Consider the following 23,120-nt stretch of genomic DNA (forward strand, 5'->3'; position numbering starts at 1 on the left):
GCGTCGGCGCGTTGCCGATAACTAGGGGCCGAACTCAAGCAAAGGAAGTTCGGCAACAGTGGGCCACAGGAGCAAGTCCAGCGCCGGACCGCGACCGCGCGGCGGCGGCACGTTCTGGACTGCTCGAATGCCCGGGATACGATTCGGCAAGTCGGCGATCTCCTTCGCGGACAAACTGAACGGTGTTCGCGGCCATGTCCCACGCAATACCGTCCAGATGCGATGCCTGGCCAGAAATGCTTGAAACTTGTTTGGCAGGTCAAAGATCATCTGACCACCGGGAAACCGGCGCGCACATTCGCGAATCACGCTCAGTGCCTCGTCAGGCTGCAGGTAAGGCAACAAGCCCTCAGCCGTGACGAAGACACCGTTGTGCGGGTCGACCCGATCCATCCAGGTGAAGTCCAACACCGACTGCGCGCAGCTAGATATCCTCGGAGACTGGGGCAACAACCGCTCACGGAAATCGATGATTGTCGGCAGATCCACAGTCAACCAACGGAATTGATGACCCAGGCCCGCATTGTCGAGGCGCCAGAAGCTCGTCTGCATTCCCTCGCCGAGGGCCACGACGGTTGCTGCCGGGTGGTCGGAGAGATAGCGAGCGGCTTTGGCGTCGAACGCGAGAGCGCGCAGGGCGATATCTTGACGATCTGTTGCCAGACTGAATTTACTGAAGTCGTAGTCGATCGAATCCATCAGGCGGATAGCCATCGGATCATCGATGATTCCGTCAGGCCGTCGCGCCTCGTTCGCGCGACTCCACAACGTCAGCAATGCCGTGTCGGGTAGCGTGATCTCCTCGGCCTTGGTCACGTGCAAGACGATACCCCGAGGGTTAGTCATATTTTCGCGGGTTCTGTAACACGTTCTACTCGTTGCTCCGGGCCCCAATGCAAGGAAGCGTGCTGCGTCCAAGGGCGGTCGGCCGCAGACAAGTCCGCTAGTCCTTCGACCTGCCAGACACGCCCACCGCGCCGCGCGCCGCGCCACTCGCGCTACTGGCCGCATCTCCAGCCTTGTCGACTCGCGCGGCGCCAACTCTCGCGGCGCTTGGGGAACCCACTATCGGACCGATGGTCGTGTGTGCCGCTACTAAAGGCTGTCGCGACTTGACCTGCCCCACGGCGCCTCTGGTGACCCGAGTGGTCGTCGATTCTGCGCTGGCGTCGATTGTTGAGCCAGGCTCCACGTTCGAACCAGCCGAGCTGGCTGCAGAGGTGTCAAGGGATACGTATTCGACGTCAGTACCTCCCACCCCATAAGGTCCGGGCCGGTGTGTGCCCAATGGCCGAACGCCGACAATGTCCTCGATGCCGTTATCGAGCCCCGTCGGGACAGCGATGAGGAAGTTGATGGCGGTTTTTATAGGATCGGGAAAGTAGAGCAAATTGAATGGCGTAGAGACGCCCGGGCTTACCGACCGGTCGTAGCCTGCCTCGACTAGCACACGCAGTGGCGCGTCTAGGACATCAGCCAAGATCGAGCCCACCAGTGGAATACGTTGCAGCGGCATCAGCAGGGGAAGCACCGGAGTGGAAACCAGATAATAGGCAGTATCGCCGTGCCGTCCCTGATCGACGACTTCTGAATCCGCAAGACTGTGATCCATGGATTCCTGATGGAGATACACCATCCCGGCATAGGCATTAGCCGCAGCGAACAGATTCAGCGGATTCAACGGAGCATCGACCAACCCGTCGTACTGAACAGCGACATCGACCGTTCGGTACTGCGTGTCGGTCGGCGCAGGATCGGTGATCAACTCGTCAAGCTGACGGCCCAGGAACAGCGCAATGACAACTCCTGCCGTATCGCGCGCGATCAACCCACCGTTCGGCCTCGAATTGCCCAACACTACGAATGCGACGTTGGGGCCCTCTCCCTCGGCGAAAGTGGCTGCCAGCGTGCGCTTTTCTAGCATCGCAATGGCCGCACTCTGCGAGAAGCCAACGACCACGAAGGCATCAGACGGTTCCGGTGGCGACGATCCCACGCCCTCGTTGTAGTCGCATACAGCACTGCGGATACAGCCGTCGAGGTTGGCTAGACCTGCGGAGATCGACTCGAGGAGACTCAGTGCTTCCTGCCCAGAGGCGTCCTCTTCAGGGGTGATCACCGCTACCACGTTGTACGGTCCGGTCGGGATACTAGAAGGGTGTACCGCCATCGACGAGGGAACGACGAAGTTGCTGACCACAGCACTCATGAAGTCTTGAACGAATTGGATCGACTGGGGCGGTGAGGCCAGAGAATTTCCTGTCCCGCCCATAACCAGAACGGTGGTGTTCGCGAACGCGACCAAGGTGAGAAACGGCAGGGACAACGACGAAACACCGATAAGCATCGCCGCGACGAAAACAGTCGCTGCCAGTCCGGTAATCCGTCGCGCCATACCACCAGTCCTTCCCAGCCGTATGACGTCGCGATCTCCGCCAACTCAGCAAACGGTCCGACGTGAGCAAGCGAGACGATAGCACGTCTAATAGTTCCCTTAGGTAGGTTCTGAGCCAGCAGAGAAGACGTACCCGGAGCTCCCCTGAATGCGCTTACCGGACGCCGCAGGCAAGCCTGCCAACGCCGGCCGAGCAGGGCGATTGAATTTCGCATCGACTCCTGCAGAGAACAGCCCTTCGCATAAGCTCTGCGCGATGTCCGCCATCGAAGCCATACGCCGTGCGGCTGGCAGACTTGATCCGATCAGAGTCTTGCGGCGCCGGCCTCCGCTACCGCGCGTGGCTGTCGTGTCGAACGTGAGCAGCTTCGGCGGCGGTGGCGTCGTCGGATTTCGGGAAATCCTCCTGGCGATCCGGGACCAACGCCCAGACCTCGACGTTCTGGCTGTCGTCCCGCGGCAGGGCGCCGTGGCGAAGGACTGCAGTGAGCGCGGAATCCGCACCAGCATCGCCTGGACCCCGTGGTGGGGGTTCGGCAAGTGGTGGCGCTACCGCGGCATTGACCCGCATGCGCTGATCGGCTGGGTTCCCTACGCCCTGTTGCTGATTCCGGGCATCGTGCAGGCAGTGCTCCTGCTGGCACAGGAGCGGCCAACGATGGTGGTCAGCAACACGATGACGATCCCGTCGCACGCTATCGCCGCCAAACTACTCGGAATCCCGCACTACTGGTTCGTCCGAGAGTTCGGCCGAGACGATCACCGCCTCTGGTTCTTACTTGGTTACCGACGGACCATCCGGCTGATCAACCGCCTATCGACGGTCGTGATCTGCAACTCGCACGCAGTCGAACAGGCGATGCTCGCGATAGATCCGACGATGACAACCGCCGTCGTCTACCCCGTCGTCGAAACGCCACTGGGGGTGCCCCCACAACGGCAACCCGGCGAGCGCATGCGAACCGTTCTCGTCGGCTACTTCTCCCTCGGTAAGGGGCAGCACCTGGCGATCGAAGCCATTGCGATCGCCCGGAGAGCCGGCGTCGACATCGAACTGTCACTTGTAGGAACGGGGCGCCATGCGCCCCTTCGCGCACTGGCTCGCCGCGCCGGCGTTGAGGACCTACTGACGATCCACGGTCCCACGAAAGATCTCGGAACACACTGGAGTGCGGCACATGTGGGCCTGATGTGCAGTCAGAGTGAGGCATTCGGCCGCGTTACCGTCGAAGCGATGAGAGCCGGTCTGCCCGTGTGCGGCACCGATTCGGGTGGCACACCCGAGATCATCGAGCACCGCGTCAATGGGCTACTGAGCCCGGCTGGGGATGCGCACGCACTGGCAGCCAACCTGATGATGATCGAATCGGACGAGGGTTTGCGCCGCCGTCTGGCACTCGGCGCGTTGGATTCGGCGCAGCATTTCCAACGCGGCCGCCACGACAAAGAGCTCGCCACAATCCTGCGTCTTCACGACTAGCAGAGACGCCTGTCGCCTACGTACCGCTCCACCACATCGGCCGCGGCCACAGCGCTCTCCGCAGGAGTTGTCATCCGGCTCGCGAAGTCGCGGGCACGCGAGCAGTACGCCGGGGCCAGCACCCTTCTCAGATCAGCCAAGAGGGTCTCCTCGGTCGCCTTCGAGAAGCGCCGACCAGTGCCGACTTTCAGGCGTTTGAGCTGCGTTGTCCGTAGCGCTTGGTCTGGCAGTGTCCACAGTCCGACCTGGGGCACACCCGCCCTCAGACATGCGGCGATCGTGCCCGCACCGCTGTGATGCACTACCGCGCGGCATGCTGGGAAGACCGCCGCGTAGTTCAACTGCCCAGCCACCTTGACGTGATCGGGAAGGGTGGCAGCACTGAAGTCGGTAGAACCGGCTCCGACTAGCGCCCGCTCGCCCAACTGCTCGCACACCGCACTGATCATTGCGATGGTCTCGGCCGGAGAACCGACCGGCACGCTGCCAAATCCGAAGAAAATCGGGGGCGCGCCGCCCGCTATCCACGAGGCGACCTTGTCCTCAGACTCCGTTGGCGACTCCAGCGTCAGCGTGCCGACGAAAGGTCGCCGATCACCCCATTGCGACCATTCAGTAACCAGCCCTGGGACTACAGCGGCGTCGTAAGCCTGGATCTCCAACGATCCACGATCAGCGATTCGCTTCGGCCACGGACTCTCGGCCTCGGGCAGACCAAGGGCACGGCGCTGCTCATCCTCGACTTGCTTCACCGGGCCACTCCAGGAGATCCGCTCCCAGCCCTTCATCACCGCATGCCCCAGTGGCGCCGGCAACAAGGGCAGCACCCTGCCGTTGGCAAGCGTCGGGAAGAAGTGCACCGTCGCCAGCGGGATGTTGTAGTACTCGGCCACGTTCGCAGAAAACTGATCGAAGCCGTAGCCGGCGATGATGAGGTCGGCGCCCTCGGCTAGTGAGGACAGCGTCGCGAAGGCCTCCGAAGTCCAGCACTGAGTGACGATCTCCCCGATTTCACGACCAAGGCGGTCCAGTTCCTTTGGCTTCCAGGGCATTCGGAAAAAGCATGTCCAGTAGTCGCGTTGCGCATCCATCATGACCTGCGAATCCTGGCCCCACGCAACAGCAGTAAGGCCCGCCGCCTCGGCGAAGCCGACGACGTTTGGCGGAACCGCAATGCTGACGTCATGCCCCCTGCGCAGCAACTCGCGACCGATGACGACCGAGGGCTCAACATCACCCCGCACGCCATGGCATGCCAGGACAACCTTCATCGGGATTTAGCCTTTCAGCCCCACACGCTTCGGCAAGGTCAGGAACACCGGTCATTATCACTGGTTCTGCTGAGTCTGACCTTCGTTCCGTGATCTGAATCAAGCCAGTGGCGCACCCACCGGACCGACGCCCAGTACGGTTCACCAGGCATCTCATCGCCTGCCCGTGCCGCCAGCAACAAACTGTTACGATCCCGACCAGCCCAGGTCAGCGCATGCTCTGGGCCATCACGCTGAGGAGCCGATATTGCCTGACGGCGAAGTGGACGCCCGCGAGGCAGAGCGCATTGTGTGGGACGTGATTGTCGTCGGCACCGGTATGGGCGGCGGAACCCTGGGGTATTCGTTGGCGCGCGCCGGGCGCAAGGTGCTGTTTGTCGAGAAGGGCCGCTCGACCTTGCCCGGGACGCAGGGAACAATCCGCGCGGCAATGCCCGAGTTGGCCGAGCCCCAGGCATATCGATCGCAGGAGGCCTACTTCGAGGCATTGACCCGCGGCGGCCGATCGACCGACGAGATCGAGGACATCAGCGGCCGCTTCTCGAAGCGATTCGTCCCGTTCATCGGCAGCGGGACCGGCGGCTCCTCGGCCCTCTACGGCATGGTCTGCGAGCGGTTCTTCGCCGAGGACTTCACGCCGCGCCGACACTTCGCCGATCCCGGCACCTCCAGCGTGCCGGACGCCTGGCCGATCACCTACGACGAGCTGAGGCCGTGGTACGCCCAAGCCGAGAAGCTGATGGGCGTACGCGGCCAGCCCGATCCGCTGCGGCCCGACACCGCCCAGTCCGGATTGCCTGCAGCACCGCCTTTTTCGGCCGACAATCAGCCGCTCGTCGACTATCTGACTGGCCGTGGGCTCCATCCCTACCATCTGCCGATGGCCTGTGACTACACCGAAGGTTGTGGCACGTGCCAGGCCTTCCTCTGCGACAAAGCGTGCAAGAACGACGGGGGCCGAAACGGCGTTCAGCCGGCCATCGCCGAGCACGGGGCGCGGCTGCTGGCGGAGTGTCGAGTCCTGCACCTGGAAGCCGACCGCACCCATGTTCAGAAGGTGGTCTGCGCGCACACCACCGGAACACTGGCATTGCAGGCCAAAGTCGTAGTGCTGGCCGCCGGTGCGCTGGCCACTCCTGTGCTGCTGCTGAATTCCACATCCGGTGACTGGCCGAACGGATTGGCCAACGGATCTGACTATGTGGGTCGCAACCTGATGCGTCACCTCCTGGACTGGATCGAAGTGTGGCCGGAGTCGGGGTCGCGGATCACGGCCGAGAACAAGGAGATTGGGCTCAACGATTTCTACTTCTGGGAGGGCCAGAAGTTCGGCACCGTGCAGTCGGCCGGTTCGATGGCCTCGCTGGCACCGATGGAGATGCTGACGAATCATCCCGGCTTGTTGCCCCGAGCACTGCGCTTGGCCAGCCCGGCAGCGCGGCCGATTTACGAGCGCTTCTTCTCCGGCGGCCTGGTACTCGCAGCGATCATGGAAGATCTGCCGTATCTCGACAACCGCGTTCTTCCGTCGCAGAACCCCGGGTCGGACGGTCGCCAGCGGTTACGGTTGCAGTACCGCATGCACCCCAACGAGGCCGGGCGTCGCCGAATCTTCCTGCGCCAGCTCAAAGAAGTGCTGAAGCCGTATCGCAAACTCACCTTGCGCACGGGCGAGAGCAACACCACTCTCGGCCATGTCTGCGGCACGGTCCGCTTCGGGTCAGATCCCAAAACCAGTGTGCTCAATGCACATAACCGCGCCCACGAGGTTCACAATCTCTACGTCGCGGACGCGTCGTTCTTCCCGTCCAGTACCGGATTGAACCCCAGCTTGACCGTTGCCGCCAATGCGTTACGGATTGCCGAACACATCAACAACGAGCAGTTTGCGAGCTAGCCCATCCCAAAGGCACAGTGCGCCTGCAGTATCAGCGATTCAGCTGGGTTGACGAATGGGTAGCCCCGCCGCGCGATAGATCGCATCGATGACGGTCATTGTTTGGACCGCACCCTCCGGCGTTGTCCGCACGGGCTCGCCTCGCAGCACCGCCGCGGCGAAAGCATCCAGCTGATAGTCGTAGGTGATACGGCGCGGGAAACGCTCCACCCGTTTGCCTTTGGCGGAGCGAATGGTGAGCCGAGGGAAAAGGTGGGGCGCTGCGGGGCTCAGCCATCGCAGTTCACCGGCATCGCCAACCACCTTGGCGGTGGCCCGGAACAGATCGGTCGACCACAGCGACACCCGCAACCGACCGGTGTGGCCCTCGGGGTAGCGCAATTGGGCAGTCATAGCCCTGTCGACACGGGGGTCGCGAAGTTTCGCCTGGGCAGCAATGACTTCCGGCGTCGAACCGCCGAAGGTTCGCAGCATGTTGACCACGTAGCTGCCCGCGTCCATCATCGCCCCGCCGGCGAGATCGTAGTTGTAGCAGTTGCCCGAAAACTTGGGCAGCAGCACGCAAAGAGCGACGTCAACATGCTCGAGCTTGCCCAATTCCCCTGAAGCGATGATCTCCTCGACGCGCAGTGTCAACGGGTGATAGCGCCCCTGGACTGCCTCCATCACTACTCGGTCCGATGTCGCAGCCAGTTCGGCGATCTCTCGCGCTTCGGCCGAATTGGCAGTGAAGGGCTTCTCACACAGCACATGCTTGCCGGCTGCGAGCGCGGCCCGCATCCACTTGCCGTGCATGCTTGTCGGCGCCAATATGTAGACCGCATCGATCTCGGGGTCGTTGACCAGCTCGTCATAGCTGCCGTGCGCCTTGGCGATACCGTGCTTAGTCGCGAATGCTTGGGCACTGGAGACGTCACGGGCCCCGACCGCGGCCACCACGACCTCAGAGCTTCCCCGTGCGGGGTTGATGATGGTCGTCGGCGCGTAACCTGAAGCACCCAATATGCCGATTCGGACGGGGCTCGGACAGTCAGGCACCGCCGAGACGCTACCAGGTGAGCTCTGTAGCAAAACCGACCTGTCCCACCCGACAAAGTGCTTCTCTACCGGCACCCTGGAATCGGTCCGCGCGTCCGCCCGATCAGTTGCTTTAGGCCGGCTTGCGGACCGGCAATCCCGCGGCGCGATAGATCGAATCGATCACGGTCATGTTCTCGACCGCTTCGGCAGGTGTCGTCTTCACTGGCCCTCCGCGCAGCACCGCCGCAGCGAACGCGTCGAGTTGGTAGGAGTAGGTGGGGCGCGACCCGAAGTGCTCGACGCGCTTGCCCGCACTCGTTCGTACCGTCAATCGGTGGAACGCCTGCGGAACCAACGGATTGATTACACGCAACTGGCCGCGGTCACCGACCACTGTGGCAGTGATCCGCAGCAGATCCCGCGACCACATCGAGCAGTGGATGCGGCCAGTGTGCCCATCGACAAACCGCAGATCTGCCGTCATGGCCCGGTCGACATCGGGACCGCGGGTTTTCGCTTGCGCGGAAACGACTTCCGGGGTCGAGCCACCGAAGGTGCGCACCATGTCGACGGCGTAGCAGCCGGCGTCCATGAGTGCACCGCCAGCCAGGGAATAGTTGTAGCGAATGTCGGAGAACCTGGGCAAGGGAAAACAGAATGCCGCCTCGACCCGCTGGAGGGTGCCTAGCTCGCCCGAGGCGATGATCTGCTCGATACGAGCCGTGAGCGGGTGGTAGCGGTAGTGAAAAGCCTCCATCACCACGCGATCCGATGTTGCGGCTAGCTCGGTGATCTCACGAGCCTCGTCGGCGTTGGCTGTCAGCGGCTTCTCGCAGAGGACGTGCTTTCCAGCGGCGATCGCAGCTTTGGTCCACCGGCCGTGCAACCCGTTTGGCAGCGGGTTGTAGATGGCATTGACATCGGAGTCTCCGATCAACGCCTCGTAGCTGTCGTGGACCCGCGCAATCCCGTGCCGTGTCGCGAATTCCTGGGCCCGACCAACATCACGCGCCGCGACGGCTGCCACCACGACTTCGCTTGTCTCCGTTGCCGGCTTCACCAGAGCGGCGGGTGCAATCCGCGCCGCACCCAGGATGCCGATCCGTACAGAGGCCCGACTATCCCCCATCGACGGAGAATAACACCAGATGGTCCGCAGTGCCGTTCCTTGGTGTGTTCTTCGACAGCGCAGATACGATCGTCGCTGTGGACCTGTTCGTGCGTGAATCCGGTCAGGTCGATGCGCCCGCAGTCGTCTTTCTGCACGGCGGGATCGTCAGCGGCTGGTCGTGGGACCCAGTGGTCACCCAGCTGCAGCACTACCGCTGCCTCGTTCCCGATTTGCCGCAGTACGGCAAGAGTTTCGAGCAGGGGCCGTTCAACATGAGTCTGGCGGCCCAGGCGATTGCGGAGTTGATCCGGTCCCCGGCCGGGCCGGGCCGGGCACACATCGTCGGATTCTCGCTAGGGGCCCAGGTTGCGGTGCAACTGATGGCCACCGAGCCTGCGCTTGTCGACAGGGCCGTACTGTCCGGAACGTTCATCAACACCGCACCCGGGGTCGGTGTGACGCGGCGAGTGGTGGGTGTTCTGGCCCGCACGGCATGGTTTAGGTGGCTCGCGATCAACCGCCACTGGCATCGCAACGACGTACCTCCGCCACCAATGGGTGCGGACTACCTCGAAGACGCGCGACTGAACTCGGGTGCACAGCTGGCCCACATCGTCGAAGCCTCGGCGGGATTCACCCTTCCCGAATCAGTACGCGAATCCCAAAGCGCCACTTTGTTTCTCAGTGGCAGCAAGGAGAGCGTCCTGGTGCGCCGCTGGGCGGCGGTACTCGCGCGGTCGATGCCCAACGGAGTCGACCGGGTCGCGAACGGTGTGCGCCACGACTGGCCGCACCGCCACCCAGAGCTGTTCGCCCGAACCGTCGACAACTGGCTGTCCCAGACCCCCTTGCCGCCCGAGATCCGCGTGCCCCCATCTCGGAGGGCCCGCTAGGCCGAGGCCCCTGGGTTCAGGCGGGCTTTCTGGCCGATAAGCCGGCTGCAGAGTAGATCGCGTCGATGACCGTCATGTTCTCGACGGCCTCGGCCGGTGTGGTCTTCACCGGTTCACCGCGCAGTACCGCGGCGGCGAAAGCTTCGAGCTGATCGGCGTAGAGGCTGCGCAAGGCGAAGCGCTCCACCCGTTTACCCTCGCCTGTTCGAACGGTGAACCGCTGGAACGGCGCCAGCGGGTTGAGCCGCAACTCCCCGCGATCGCCGACGATCTTGGCGCTGAAGTGCGGCAGGTCCTTCGACCACAGCGAGCAGCGCAGCCGGCCGGTAAGCCCGCCGGCGAACCGCAATTCGGCCGTCATGGCACGGTCCACTTCGGGACTGCGTAATTGGGCCTGGGCGGAAACCACTTCCGGGGTCGAACCACCGAAGGTGCGCACCAGGTCGACGACGTAACAGCCGAGATCCATCAAGGATCCGCCGCCCATGGAGTATTCGTAGCGGACATTGGAGAACTTCGGGAGCCAAAAACAATTGGCCGCCTCGATGCGTTGCAGGGTGCCCAACTCCCCCGAGGCGATAATCGCATGGACCCGCGCGGCGAACGGGAGATAGCGGTAGTACAACCCCTCCATCACCACCCTGCCCGATGCGCTGGTGAGCTCGGCGATCTCGCGAGCCTCGTCAGCGTTGGCTGTCAGTGGCTTCTCGCACAACACGTGCTTGCCTGCAGACAGTGCGGCGCGTGTCCATTTGCCGTGCAAGGCATTCGGTAGCGGGTTGTAGACGGCATCCACGTCAGGATCGGCGAGCAGAGCCTCGTAGCTGTCGTGTACGCGCGCGATGCCGTACTTGGTCGCGAACTCCTCGGCACGTGACACATCCCGGGCCGCCACCGCGGCAACCACAACGTCGGTGCGCCCCTTGGCGGGTTTGATCACCACTGCGGGCGCGACATGCGCCGCGCCGAGTACGCCGATCCGTACCGGCGTACCACTGTCAGCCATCGGCGATTGCTAGCTCTGGAGCCTGCCTCTTGAGCCGACCGCTACTTGCGCCAGAAGACGCCGGTGCCGTCGATGTTGACGATCTCCCCGGTGATCCCGTGCTTGGTCCGGTAGTCGGTGACCGCCTGCTCGCATGCTTTCACCGCGAGATAGTCATCGACGATGCAGAACCCACCCGGCGACAGCCGCGGGTAGAGCGCGTCGAGTCCCTGGATGGTGGATTCGTAGAGATCGCCGTCCAGCCGGAGCACCGAGATGCTCTCGATTGGGGCATCAGCCAGCGTGTCCTTGAACCAACCGGGCAGGAAGCGCACCTGGTCGTCGAGCAGGCCGTAGCGCTCGAAGTTGGACCGGACCTCGGCTTCGGACACACCCAGAATTCCGGCGGCGAACTCCGCCCGGATGCCCTTATCGGCCTTGTAGTTATCCGGATCCGACTTGGGCACACCCTGGAACGAGTCGGCCAGCCATACCGAGCGAGTGTGGTCGTCGTAGGCCGCGAGCACCGCACGCATGAGGATGCACGCGCCGCCGCGCCAGACCCCGCACTCGATGAGATCGCCGGGGATGTCTTCCTTGATGACGGTCTCGACGGCTTCCTGCAGGTTCGTCAGCCGCTTCATCCCGATCATCGTCTCGGCCTCGGCCGGCCAGTCCAGACCCAGTTCGCGCTGATTGCGGCCACGCGCGTCCGAGCCGGAGAGCCGCGGCAGGACGTTGTTGACCGTCTTGAGCAGCAGCCGGCGCCGCAGCGGCCACTCCGAGGGAATCCGCTCGTGCATCCCGTACCGGGTCAGATTGCGCCGAAGCAGGTCAAGGTACAGAGAACGAACGTCGGGTTGGGTGATGGTCAAGACCTGTTCCTGTCTCACATGCCAGCGTGTCGGCGCTGAGTGTAGAGCCGACGCGACGTTTGCTTAAGAGTTTTCGAAGATTTGACGGTTGAGTTAGCCAAGACGCCCGACGGCAAACTTCTCGACGTGGTCGGCGGCAGCGGCCACGCTGTGCGCCGGCCCGTCCATCTGCGCGGCGATACTGCGGGCTCGAACGGCGTAGTCCGGGGCGAGGATCGTGCGCAGGTCGGCCAGCAAGGTCTTCTCGTTGGCGGTGGAAAAGCGTCGCGCGGTTCCCACCTTGAGCCGTTTGATCGCCGCCCCCCAGATCACCTGGACGTCGGCCATCCACAGGATCAGCGTCGGAACCCCCGCACGCATGCTCGCAGCGGTGGTACCCGCTCCGCCGTGGTGCACGACGGCCCGACAGGCCGGAAAGACCGTCGCGTAGTTCACCGCGCCGACCACCTTGACGTGGTCGAACTGCGGGGCACTGCTGAAGTCGGTCCAGCCGGCACACAGCAAGGCGCGCTCACCGAGCTGCGAGCACACCGACGCGATCATGGCGAGCATCTCGGCCGGTGACTGCACCGGGATGCTCCCGAATCCGAAACAGATGGGCGGGCTGCCCGCCGCGATCCACGAGGCCACGTCGTCGTCGGCGGCGGTGGCCAACTCCAATGTGAGGGTGCCGACGAAGGGGCGCTGCCCGCCCCAGCTCTCCCACTCCGCTGCCAGCCCCGGAAAGCACACGTCGTCATAGGCCTGAATCTCCATCGCACGGCGCTCGGCGATGCGCCGCGATACCGGCCCTTTGACCGGCGGCAGGCGCAACTCCCGGCGTTGGGCGTCCTCGACCTTCTTCAGCCCCAACCACACCAGCCACTCGTAAGCCTTCATCGCGGCACGCGTCACCGGTGCGGGCAGCTTCGGAACGAGATGGCCGTTGACGCGGATCGGGAACCACAGCAGCGTGGCCAGCGGGATGTCGTGATAGTCGGCGACATTGATCGCGAGTTCCTCATAGCTCACCCCGGTGATGATCAGATCGGCGTCCGCGGTCAGCGCCGTGAGCATCGTGCTCATCTCTGCCCACGCCCGGGCGCCTGGTTCGCGCGACTCCTGAAAGTGCTTCTTGACGTCGCGGACCCGCCAGAAGTTGCGGAAGAAGTAGGCCCAGAAGTCACGGGTGTCTTCCAGCCACGCCTGCGTGTCCGGGCCATACGCGACCGCCGAGAGCCCGACGGATTCGACCGACCCGATGAGATCGGGCGGCACCGCCATGCACACCTGGTGGCCACGGCGCATGAGTTCGCGACCCAGCGCGATCCCGGGTTCGACGTCTCCGCGGGTTCCGTAGAAAGCCAGCACAACTTTCATCGCGTGATCGTGGCCCTTCACTTTCGGTGCTCAAGCTGCAGATGAATGTCGGCGGATCGCGTGACGCCGCCCAGCCGCCCCGGAGCGTAACCCGCTCCCCGGATGGTCGACGATGAATCACCACGGATTTGGTCGGGGCAACCGCATAATTAGCCGAGCCGAAGCTTGGGTCGACTACTGTGAGGTGTCGAATGGTTCGATCCCGCGCCGATCACATGTCGTTGTGAGCCTCCGGTCGTCACGGGCGAACCCTTTTTCATCGGAGGCTATTCAGTGGAAGAACGGATACGTCCCGTACGCGTATCCCGAACTCGCCATGAATCAATAGGCCGCGCCGAGCCCGACAATCAACTTGCGTTGCTGGATCAAGCCTTCTTCGAGGGCCATCGCGCCGCCGGCCAGCGGGAGGTCATGCAGGTCGGCTGGCTTTATCAGCACGCCGTCGACTTCGATGAGCTGAAGCGCTTTCACTACAACCTCGGTTACGGGTTGTTGGGACGGCTCATCGAGCGGTCCCCGCTGCCGTTCGGCCGGCACCGGTGGGTCTCGGATCACCGGCCGTCGGAAATCGACATTGCCGAGGCTCCCCGCGACCGCTCTGAGCTCGTCGACTGGTTCGACGAATGCACGCAGGTACCTGTCGATCCGGAGTGGGGGCCGGGCTGGCGGCTGAGCGTCGTCTCGCTCACCGACGGCTCGACCGCGATCAGCCTGGTGCTGTCCCACTACGTGATCGACGGCATCGGCGGCGCCATCGCCGTCACCGAGGCGATCCTCGGCCTGCCCCGCGACCTCGGCTACCCGCCGCCACGGTCGCGCACCCGCCTGCACGCGCTGGTGCAGGACAGCGCCGCATCGGCGCGCGACGCGTTCGCAGTCACCAAGGCGCTGGCCGTCGCGGTCAAAGGGATCCGGAGTCGGGTGGACGACGTCGTTCGCGCGAAGGCATCTCGGCCCGACACCACGCCCGGCGGCGACGCCGACGAACCCGTCACCATGCCCAATGTCTGGATCCGGATCAAGCTGGACGAATGGAATGCGCGCGCCGAGGATCTCGGCGGAACGGCCAGCACGCTTGCCGCAGCGTTCACCGCGCGACTCGACATGCATATGGGCCGCCAACACGGCGACGCTGACGGCGTCACCTTGCTGCTGGTCGTCAACGACCGCACCGAGAACGACGCACGGGCGATCGCAGTGTCGTTCGTCCGCGCCACCATCGATCCCGCAGACGTGACGACAGACCTGCGCGGCGCCCGCACCGCCATCAAAAACGCACTGGCAGCTCACCGGACGGCCCCGGACCAATCCTTACAACTCGCTGCGCTGACACCGTTCACGCCAAATCGGACCTGGCGCTTGCTGATCGACTCGGCGCTGTCCGACCCCGAGCATCCGGCCGTGTGTTCCAACCTCGGCGACACCGGCTCGGCGGCGATCCGTCCCGACGGCACGCTGTGCGACGACGTGTTCGCGCGGGGAGCAAGCCAACACCTGACGAAGCGCTGGCTCGAGCGAATCGGCAGCCAGCTGCATCTCTTCTACGGCACGTCGGTCGAGATCAACCGGGTGGGCATCTACATCAGCGGCTACCAGCCCGGCTCAGTGACCGACAGGGCCGCATTGCGCGATATCGCGACCCGCACGCTGGCGGAGTTCGGCCTCACTGCCGAGATCGACTGACGGAACGCTCGCTCGAAGCTAGGTCCACGTCCCACGACGCCGATGTAGCAGCGCGAGCCCGCCCAATACGAGCTTGATGAGGAACGGCGGCATGGCGCGGTTGATATTGCGATAGCGTCCGTGATCCTCGAACACCATCCGAAATCCTCGTTCGGCGCTCCGGTATTGCTCGAAGACGTGGTCCAACTTTGTTGGGTCCCAAGGCTCGTCGCACGCCGCAGCGCTCATCGACTCGTAGACCGAAGACAGCCAGTCGGTCCCGAACGGTTCCGGCACCGGACCTATCCGCCGATGATGGTGCAGGTCTGAGGTCAGGAACTCGTCGATGACCGGTTCGTCGCGGGCATCGAGATCAACCGAGAGTGCCACGGCTGCCCGTTTCATCTCCCGGCGCCAGTCCTCCAAGAGGTTGGTGTAGTCGAGGAACACTCTGGGGATTCCGCGGGTGTTGCGCTCGGCGAGCAGGGTGAACTTGAGCCACCATGCGCTGGTCAGCGCGGCCGAGTTCCGAACGTAGCGCTGCTGGCTGCTCCGTCTCTCGAGCGATCCGACCACCTCATCCGGGTGTCGTATCGCAATGATGGCCGCGACGTCGAAGCCCGCCAGCCCCGCAGCCTCGAACCACAGGTCCGTCAGCATCGTGATCTTCGGCTCCTTGATCACTACCAGGGGCGCATCCGGCAACGAGGCCAGGTACGCCCTGATCTTGGCGATCCAGGTGGCTCGCTCGCGCTCGTCGAACACACCCTCCTCCTGCATGCGCAGGGTCGGGTCGTAGCCGGAGCTGCCATGGCTACGGAGAATTGATTCGTTGAGATGGATCGCGGCACGTGGTTCGAAGCAGCCGCGCGGATTGTCCGAGGTTGCGCCCAACAGCCCGGCAGGAAGAGTAGCGCCGCACAGCGACAGCACCCGCGCAAGTGCAGAGGTCCCAGAGCGGCCGAAGCCCAGTACGAACAAGAGGACCGGCCGCGATCCCGACTCCCGACTTCCGGTCACAGCGACACAATAGGGTGCGATCATCAGCTCGCAAGAGAATTCTCCGTAAGTCGTCTCATCGGAATCCAACATGCGGGTCGGCTACTCTCTCGTGGTGAATCGGTTCGAGCCCGAAAGGGTCCAGACCGTTCCGCGCGACGTTGCGCCGTCTGACACCGGACTGCGCGCCACACTGCGGCACGGACGAACCCTGTCTCATCGGAGGCTTGTTAGTGGCAGGACGGCTACGCCGCGAGCGTAAGGCGCTCAACGATGGCGCTTCGAAAGACGAAGCACCAGTGGACAATAGACTCGTATTGATGGACCAGGCGTTCTATGCCGGCCATCGCGCCGCCGGCCAGAACGAGGTCATGCAGGTCGCGTGGATATACGAACGCCCCGTCGATATGGTTGCGCTCAAGCGCTTTCACCACGACCTCGCCTACGGCCTATTGGGGCGGCGCATCGAACGCTCCCCGCTGCCATTCGGGCGGTACCGCTGGGTGTGGGACAAGCAACCGACTGAACTGGACATCGCCGACACCCCCCGACCCCGAGGCGAATTGGCCGACTGGCTCGACGAGCGTTCGCAACTGCCGATCGATCCGGAAAGCGGACCCGGCTGGCGACTATCCGTCGTGTCCTTCACCGACGGCACGGCCGCCGCCACCCTGGTGATCTCGCACTATGTCGTGGACGGCATCGGCGCTGTCGTCGGTGTTGCACTGGCGGCCATGGGCGACACCAGCGGCCAGGGCTACCCACCTCCACGATCACGGTCATGGACGCGCGCACTGGTCCAGGACACCGCCGACACGGTGCGGAGTATCCCCGCAGCCACGCGGGCACTGGTCGCGGCGGCCAAGGAAGCCCAGCGGCGACAGACGGACAAGGCGCGAGAGCAGCCGGTCACCGTGCCGGCCCGCGACGCCGGTCTGGATACGCCCGTGACGGTGCCGTCCATGTGGATTCGGATGAACATGGATGAGTGGAACTCCCGTGCGGAGGCTCTCGGTGGCACGAGCAGCACGCTCGCCGTCGCCCTCACCGCGAGAATCGACCAGCTGATGGGGCGCCGACACGGCGATACCGACGACATCAAGATGCTGCTGCTCGTCAACGACCGCACCCTGGGCGATGTGCGAGCGGTCGCGGTGTCGTTTGCGCGCCTCGATATCGACCCGACCGATCTGACGACGGATCTCACCGGCGCCCGAACCGCCGTGAAGCGTGGGCTGAAGGCTCTGAAGGAAACTCGCGACGACTCAATCGACTTTGTCGCGCTCACTCCCTTCACCCCGAAGCGGGCCTGGACTCAGCTCATCGAGTACGCACTCAACGATCCCGATCAACCAGCCGTGTGCTCCAACCTGGGCGACACCGGACCCGCCGTGATCCGTGCAGACGGCCAGCCAAGTGACTCGGCCTTCGCGCGCGGGACGAGCCAACACATGACGCAGCGGTGGCTCGAACGGATCGGCAGTCAGCTGAACCTCTACTTCGGGACTTCTGTCGAGATGAACAAGGTCGGCCTGCATGTCCGCGGCTACCATCCGGGGTCGGTCACCACCAAAGACGAACTGCGGGTCGTCGTGGAACAAGCCTTGGTTGACTTCGGCCTGACGGGCCAGCTCGACTGACCGATCAGCACTACCGCGCGCCGAACTCCTGGCGGTCATCGGAGTCTGATTCGTTCTGGTCCTTCTGGGTCTTCTGAGCGTGGGCCACTTCCTGCGCGGTATAGCCGATCAGGAGTGCGACCCCGATCATCAGGACGACAACGGCACCAAGCCACATGAGGCCATAGGTATAGCCGTGGTCAAGTGCATCCAGCTGCGCGTCATTCATCGCCGTCGTGGGCCCGTTCGTACCACCCAGGCGCATATTGCGCGTCGTGATCATCACCTGGACGGCAACCAGCACCAGCGGACCGCCGAGGCTCTGCAACATCACCGACACGGCCGAGGCAGGCCCGATCCGGTCGGAGCCGACGCTGGCGATCAATGACAACCCGAGCGGAACGTTGATCAAGCCCAGACCGATGGCCCCAACCGTCATGGGTACCAACAGATTGGGGAAGTAAGACAGATCCCGGTTGATCGTTGAGCCGTAGAGGATGGCACCCAGCAGCAGGACGGCGCCGGCGATGACGACCACCCGCGGCGAGAAGCGCATCACCGCCCGCGACGCCGCCGCGGTTCCCACCGCCATGGCGATGGTGAACGGGATGAAGCTGATGCCAGCAGCCAGCGGGGTGTAACCCATGATGTTCTGCACGTAGAGCGCGATGACGACCGTCAAGGTGAAACCGACACCCCGAACCAGAAACATCGACGCGAAGGTGGCCACGCGACTGCGGTCGAGAAACAGGCTCAATGGGACAACCGGGTTGGGCGCCGTCCGCTCGACCATCGCGAACACCAGGAAGCCGACGAGGGCCAGCGCGGCGGAGCCGAGCACCCAGACCGACAACCATCCCTTCTCGGGCCCCATCGACAAGCCGAACACGGTGGCGGTGCAGACCACAGTGGCCAACGCCGCCCCGGCGGCGTCGAGCTTCATCCGTTCTTTCTCGGTTTCCTGCAGCATGGTGCGCCCCAGGTAGATGACCAGCAGGCCGATCGGCACGTTGACCAGGAACGCCAATCGCCACGACACTCCGGTCAGCATGCCGCCGACTACCAGTCCGAGGACCGCGCCGAGACTGGCCATCGCACCGAACACCGCGGCAGCGGCATTGCGGCTCGGCCCCTTGGGAAACGTCGTGGCCACCAGCGCCATACACGTGGGGGCGACGATCGCGGCTGCCGCGCCGTGCAGCAGGCGGGCGACGACCAGGGAGCCGCCATCCCAGGCGATACCGCAGAGCACCGAGGCGGCGGTGAACAGTGCGACCCCGCCGATGAAGGTCCGCCTGCGGCCGATGGTGTCGCCGAGGCGGCCACCCAGCAGGATGAGGCCGCCGAAGGTCAGCATGTAGGCGGTGATCACCCAGCTTCGTCCGGCGTCCGACAGGCCCAGTTCGTTCTGAATTCTCGGCAGTGCGAAAACGACCACCGGGCCGTCCATTGTGGCCATCAGTTGGACGCCGCCGATCGCGGAAACCGCGCCGATGAAGCGTCGGGAACGCATCCACGGTGGGATACGCCGTCCTGCTTCAGGCAGCGTGGCGGGCTCGGCCGGCATCGGGTCGCTCATTCCGCGCGTTGTGTCGTCTACTCAGGAAGATGGCGGCGCCCAACATAGGGAGTCCGCCGTAGCGAGCACGCTAGCAGCAGGGGGGCGCCGCTCAGTCGTCGTTTGGTGAGGAAACTCGCCGTGGTGGGCTACTCGTAGCAAAAGGTGGTCCCCCAGCGCTGCCGATGTTCAATGCCGATTGACAGCCGGCTCCCAGACAAGCTCCGGGACAGCCATTGGTCACATTCGGTTAGCCTGTGAAACAGTTCACATGGCGGCATCGGCATGGTTAACTCTCGTAACGATTGGGTCGGGTTCTTCACAGCGGTGCTGGTCGGCGGTGACCTGAAGCACCACTCACGTGTGACGGTCACCACGGTCGCGGTAGCGTGGTGCTTCGCAACACAACGAGTTGTCGCACGTTGGACCCGGCTGGCACGGCATCGGTGTCGGAAACCGGCGGAAAGGTGGAACGGTGGACGCGGTGGTCGAAGGCGGATTGCCCGACGTGGAGCCACCCCACTCCGATTTCACCGGTACGGACCCCGAGGATGCCAGCAAAGTGGCTAGCCCCACACGCAAATTTGGCCGACGCCCCCGCCAGCCGGCCGCTGAGCAAGCCGCACCGAACACCCGGCCCCGAAATCGCAGAGGCTCGGGGTCGCGTCTGTTTGCAGTGTTGCGGCGGTTGTGGATTCCGCTCGTGGTGCTCGCCGTGGTCGGCGCCGGCGGGTTCACGGTGTCACGGCTGCACGGCATCTTCGGCTCGCAGAAGGAAGTCACGTACGGCGACACCAGGACCGACGCGGCCAAGCCGATCAACCCCAAGTATCTCAAGTACGAGATCTGGGGTCCGCCCGGAACGGTGGCACAGATCAGCTACTTCAACGAGAACGGCGACCCACAGTTCATCCAGGGAGTGAGCCTGCCATGGACGTTCTCCTTCCCCATGGTCGGCGCGGCAGGAATCGGAAGTGTCGCCGCCCAAGGTGACAGTGACAGCATCGGTTGCCGCATCACGGTCGGCGACGAGGTCAAGGCCGAGAAGGTCACCAATCATGAGGTGAGTTCCTTCGTGTCTTGCATGCTGAAGGCCGCATGAGCAACCACCAGCTGCAGAACCGCCAGCCGTTTGTGGCTCGGACGCTCCACCGCTTCGCCGTACCCGTCATCCTGGCGTGGATCGGGCTGGTCTTCGTCTTGGGCCTGACAGTGCCCACCCTCGAGCAGGTTTCGGCCGAACATTCGGTGTCGCTGAATCCCGACGACGCGCCCGCCTTCATCGCCCAGAAACGGATCGCAGAGGCTTTCAAGCAGACCGATCAGGGCAGCATGGCGTTCCTCGTCTTGGAGGGGCAACAGCCCCTCGGCCAGGAAGCCCACGACTATTACGACCGCCTGATTCGTCAGATGGAAGACGATTCGGCGCACGTGAAGCGCATCCAGAACTTCTGGGGAGATGAACTCACCAGGGCCGCGGCGGAAAGCTCGGATGGGAAGGCGGCGTACGCCCAGATATCCGTGGCCGGTAACCCAGGCGAGGCCCAGGCCAACGATTCGATCGCGGCCATCCAGCGCATCGTCGCGCAGACTCCTGCGCCTCCCGGCATCAAGGCCTACGTCACCGGCCCGGCCGCAATCGTCGCCGATATGGCCAAAAGCGGCGACAGCACGGTGCTCCTCGTTACCGCGGTCAGCGTCGGGGTCATCTGCATCACTTTGCTCTTCGTCTATCGCTCGATCCTCACCGTGTTTCTGCTGCTGTTCGTCGTCGGCATCGAGTTGCAAGTGGCCCGCGGGATCGTCGCCTTCCTCGGCCATATCGGAGTCATCGGTCTGACCACGTTCGCCGTGAACCTGTTGGTATCACTGGTGATCGCGGCCGGAACCGACTACGGAATCTTCTTCGTCGGCCGCTATCAGGAGGCGCGCCAGGCCGGTGAGGATCGGGAAGCTGCGTACTACACGGCGTACCACAGCGTCGCCAAGGTGGTGCTGGCCTCGGGATTGACGATCGCCGGAGCGGTGCTCTGCCTGAGCTTGGCCCGGCTGCCGTTCTTCAAGGTCTTGGGTGTGCCATGTGCGGTCGGCATCGTGGTCGCCGTCGCGGTCGCCACGACACTGTTCCCTGCCCTGCTTGCCGCCGGCGGACGGTTCGGCCTTTTCGACCCCAAGCGGATACTCAAGGTCCGTGGCTGGCGACGTGTCGGAACCGCGATCGTCCGTTGGCCGGGACCGATCCTGGTCGCGTCATTGGCCGTCGCCCTCGTCGGCTTACTGACCTTGCCCGGCTTCAAACCGAGCTACAACGATCAGAACTATCTGCCGAGGAACATCCCCGCCACTCTCGGGCTGGAGGCCGCGCAGCGACACTTCCCACCGTCGGCCATGAAGTCCCCTGAGATCCTGATGGTGCAGTCCGATCACGATCTGCGCAATCCCGCCGATTTCCTGATCCTCAACAAGCTGGCCAAGGCGGTTCTCGCCGTACCGGGTATCTCCAAGGTGCAGTCGGTGACCAGGCCTCAGGGAACCCCGATCGCCCACACGACGATTCCCTACCTGCTCAGCATGCAACAGGCCGGCCAGCAGCAATTCATGCAATTTCAGAAAATCCGCATGGACGACCTACTCAAGCAGGCCGACATGCTGGGCGACACCATCACCATCATGGAGCGCATGTTCGCGATCATGCAGCAGTTGGTCGCCACAACGCACAACATGGTGATCAAGACGCATGAAATGCAGGAAATCACCAACGAATTGCGCGATCACATCTCGGATTTCGAAGATTTCTGGCGGCCCATTCGCAATTACTTCTACTGGGAACCGCACTGCTACGACATCCCGCTGTGCTATTCGATCAGATCTATTTTCGACACCCTCGACGGCGTCAGCGCACTCACCGACAAGCTCGGTGAAATGGTCAACGAACTCGACAAACTTGATGCGCTGATGCCGCAGCTTGTCGCGCAGTTCCCCGAGATGCTCACGATCATGAAGAGCATGCGGACCATGCTGCTGACGATGCACAGCACCATGTCCGGTGTCTTCGGCCAGATGGACGATGGCACCAATAATTCAACCGCGATGGGCAAGGCCTTCGATAGCGCCCAGAACGACGATTCGTTCTACCTCCCGCCCGACGTCTTCAAGAACAAAGACTTCAAGCGGGTGATGGACATCTTCATGTCGCCCGACGGCGCCTCATCTCAAATGCTGATTTCGCAGAAAGGCGACCCCTCGACACCCGCGGGCATGGCCCAAGTGGATGCGATCAAGAGCGCGGCCGAGGAGGCCCTCAAGGGCACCCCACTGGAGGGCGCTCAGATATTCCTCACCGGCACCGCGGCGGGGACCAAAGATATCGTCGAAGGCTCGGAATACGACCTGATGATCGCGGTCGTCGCTGCGATCTGCCTGATCTTCATAGTCATGTTGATGATGACGCGAAGCCTGATTGCCGCCCTGGTGATCGTCGGCACCGTATTGATCTCGCTGGGTGCGTCTTTCGGGCTCTCCGTGTTCGTGTGGCAATACCTGCTCGGCGTCCAAATTCACTGGGCAGTGCTGGTGATGTCGGTGATCATCCTGTTGGCGGTGGGATCCGACTACAACCTGTTGTTGGTCGCGCGCATGAAAGAGGAAATCGGCGCCGGTATCAACACCGGAATCATCCGGGCCATGGGCGGTACCGGCAAGGTCGTGACGAATGCGGGCCTGGTGTTCGCCTTCACGATGATGTCCATGCTCGTCAGCGACTTGACCAGCATCGGCCAGGTCGGCACGACCATCGGCCTCGGCCTGCTGTTCGACACCCTGGTGGTGCGCGCCTTCATGACACCGTCCATCGCCGCGCTCTTGGGGCGTTGGTTCTGGTGGCCCCAACAAGTGCGCCCGCGGCCCGCCAGTTCGATGCTCCGATCGACAGGACCACGCCCGCTGGTGCGCGCGTTGCTGACGGGCCAGCAGCAGTAGATGACGGATGTGCAGTCT

17 protein-coding genes are annotated in these 23,120 nt (G+C 63.7%); 7 read left to right on the forward strand and 10 right to left on the reverse strand.

The genetic code is table 11. From position 1 onward, the window contains the following. Nucleotides 1-21 precede the first annotated feature (21 nt). The gene (locus OG976_RS06140) at nucleotides 22-846 is read right to left on the reverse strand and encodes a class I SAM-dependent methyltransferase (RefSeq protein ID WP_442930437.1); all 825 of its coding nucleotides are present in this window, start codon (nucleotides 844-846) and stop codon (nucleotides 22-24) included. 97 nt (nucleotides 847-943) lie between these two features. Beyond that, complete coding sequence (locus tag OG976_RS06145; protein ID WP_328359289.1) at nucleotides 944-2,395, reverse strand: PE-PPE domain-containing protein; 1,452 nt, start codon at nucleotides 2,393-2,395, stop codon at nucleotides 944-946. A gap of 202 nt (nucleotides 2,396-2,597) precedes the next feature. Between OG976_RS06145 and OG976_RS06150 the strand changes: the two genes are divergently transcribed. Beyond that, a complete protein-coding gene (locus OG976_RS06150; protein ID WP_328359292.1) occupies nucleotides 2,598-3,875 on the forward strand; it encodes a glycosyltransferase family 4 protein in 1,278 nt (425 codons plus the stop codon). On the opposite strand, the gene OG976_RS06155 is transcribed toward OG976_RS06150, so the two are convergent. Then, nucleotides 3,872-5,146 carry a glycosyltransferase gene (locus OG976_RS06155; RefSeq protein WP_328359295.1) on the reverse strand — a complete coding sequence of 425 codons (1,275 nt, stop codon included), beginning with the start codon at nucleotides 5,144-5,146 and terminating at the stop codon, nucleotides 3,872-3,874. The two genes, OG976_RS06150 and OG976_RS06155, sit on opposite strands and share 4 nt — an antisense overlap. A 247-nt stretch (nucleotides 5,147-5,393) precedes the next feature. On the opposite strand from OG976_RS06155, the gene OG976_RS06160 reads away from it, so the two are divergent. Next, nucleotides 5,394-7,043: a GMC family oxidoreductase gene (locus OG976_RS06160; RefSeq protein ID WP_328359298.1), complete on the forward strand. Its 1,650-nt coding sequence runs from the start codon at nucleotides 5,394-5,396 to the stop codon at nucleotides 7,041-7,043. 39 nt (nucleotides 7,044-7,082) lie between these two features. On the opposite strand, the gene OG976_RS06165 is transcribed toward OG976_RS06160, so the two are convergent. Beyond that, complete coding sequence (locus OG976_RS06165; protein ID WP_328359301.1) at nucleotides 7,083-8,081, reverse strand: Gfo/Idh/MocA family protein; 999 nt, start codon at nucleotides 8,079-8,081, stop codon at nucleotides 7,083-7,085. Between the two features lie 112 nt (nucleotides 8,082-8,193). Further along, the gene (locus tag OG976_RS06170; RefSeq protein ID WP_328359304.1) at nucleotides 8,194-9,192 is read right to left on the reverse strand and encodes a Gfo/Idh/MocA family protein; all 999 of its coding nucleotides are present in this window, start codon (nucleotides 9,190-9,192) and stop codon (nucleotides 8,194-8,196) included. Between the two features lie 77 nt (nucleotides 9,193-9,269). On the opposite strand from OG976_RS06170, the gene OG976_RS06175 reads away from it, so the two are divergent. Next, nucleotides 9,270-10,067 carry an alpha/beta fold hydrolase gene (locus tag OG976_RS06175; protein ID WP_328359307.1) on the forward strand — a complete coding sequence of 266 codons (798 nt, stop codon included), beginning with the start codon at nucleotides 9,270-9,272 and terminating at the stop codon, nucleotides 10,065-10,067. Between the two features lie 16 nt (nucleotides 10,068-10,083). On the opposite strand, the gene OG976_RS06180 is transcribed toward OG976_RS06175, so the two are convergent. The 3 genes from OG976_RS06180 to OG976_RS06190 all read right to left on the reverse strand — a co-directional run bounded on the left by OG976_RS06180 (nucleotide 10,084) and on the right by OG976_RS06190 (nucleotide 13,286). After that, the gene (locus OG976_RS06180) at nucleotides 10,084-11,073 is read right to left on the reverse strand and encodes a Gfo/Idh/MocA family protein (protein WP_328359310.1); all 990 of its coding nucleotides are present in this window, start codon (nucleotides 11,071-11,073) and stop codon (nucleotides 10,084-10,086) included. Nucleotides 11,074-11,114: 41 nt separating this feature from the next. Then, nucleotides 11,115-11,921 carry a TylF/MycF/NovP-related O-methyltransferase gene (locus tag OG976_RS06185; RefSeq protein ID WP_328363221.1) on the reverse strand — a complete coding sequence of 269 codons (807 nt, stop codon included), beginning with the start codon at nucleotides 11,919-11,921 and terminating at the stop codon, nucleotides 11,115-11,117. Nucleotides 11,922-12,020: 99 nt separating this feature from the next. Beyond that, the gene (locus OG976_RS06190; RefSeq protein WP_328359313.1) at nucleotides 12,021-13,286 is read right to left on the reverse strand and encodes a glycosyltransferase; all 1,266 of its coding nucleotides are present in this window, start codon (nucleotides 13,284-13,286) and stop codon (nucleotides 12,021-12,023) included. Between the two features lie 357 nt (nucleotides 13,287-13,643). Here OG976_RS06190 and OG976_RS06195 point away from each other — a divergent pair, with 357 nt between their 5' ends. Further along, nucleotides 13,644-14,969, forward strand: coding sequence for a hypothetical protein (locus OG976_RS06195; RefSeq protein ID WP_328359316.1), 1,326 nt, complete (start codon nucleotides 13,644-13,646; stop codon nucleotides 14,967-14,969). Between the two features lie 18 nt (nucleotides 14,970-14,987). Here the strand turns inward: OG976_RS06195 and OG976_RS06200 are convergent, their stop codons facing one another. Further along, the gene (locus OG976_RS06200) at nucleotides 14,988-15,992 is read right to left on the reverse strand and encodes a sulfotransferase family protein (RefSeq protein WP_328363223.1); all 1,005 of its coding nucleotides are present in this window, start codon (nucleotides 15,990-15,992) and stop codon (nucleotides 14,988-14,990) included. 275 nt (nucleotides 15,993-16,267) lie between these two features. Here OG976_RS06200 and OG976_RS06205 point away from each other — a divergent pair, with 275 nt between their 5' ends. Beyond that, nucleotides 16,268-17,587, forward strand: coding sequence for a hypothetical protein (locus tag OG976_RS06205; RefSeq protein WP_328359319.1), 1,320 nt, complete (start codon nucleotides 16,268-16,270; stop codon nucleotides 17,585-17,587). A 10-nt stretch (nucleotides 17,588-17,597) separates the two neighbouring features. On the opposite strand, the gene OG976_RS06210 is transcribed toward OG976_RS06205, so the two are convergent. Continuing rightward, nucleotides 17,598-19,133, reverse strand: a complete 1,536-nt coding sequence (locus OG976_RS06210; RefSeq protein ID WP_328363225.1) for an MFS transporter — start codon at nucleotides 19,131-19,133, stop codon at nucleotides 17,598-17,600. 670 nt (nucleotides 19,134-19,803) lie between these two features. On the opposite strand from OG976_RS06210, the gene OG976_RS06215 reads away from it, so the two are divergent. Next, nucleotides 19,804-20,226 (forward strand): MmpS family transport accessory protein, encoded by a 423-nt coding sequence (locus OG976_RS06215; protein ID WP_328363227.1) that lies wholly within the window; start codon nucleotides 19,804-19,806, stop codon nucleotides 20,224-20,226. After that, nucleotides 20,223-23,102 carry an MMPL/RND family transporter gene (locus tag OG976_RS06220; RefSeq protein ID WP_328359322.1) on the forward strand — a complete coding sequence of 960 codons (2,880 nt, stop codon included), beginning with the start codon at nucleotides 20,223-20,225 and terminating at the stop codon, nucleotides 23,100-23,102. The genes OG976_RS06215 and OG976_RS06220 overlap by 4 nt, the downstream gene beginning before the upstream one ends. The last annotated feature ends 18 nt before the right edge of the window (nucleotides 23,103-23,120 follow it).

The sequence above is a fragment of the Mycobacterium sp. NBC_00419 genome, from assembly GCF_036023875.1.
Taxonomy (GTDB): Bacteria; Actinomycetota; Actinomycetes; order Mycobacteriales; family Mycobacteriaceae; genus Mycobacterium.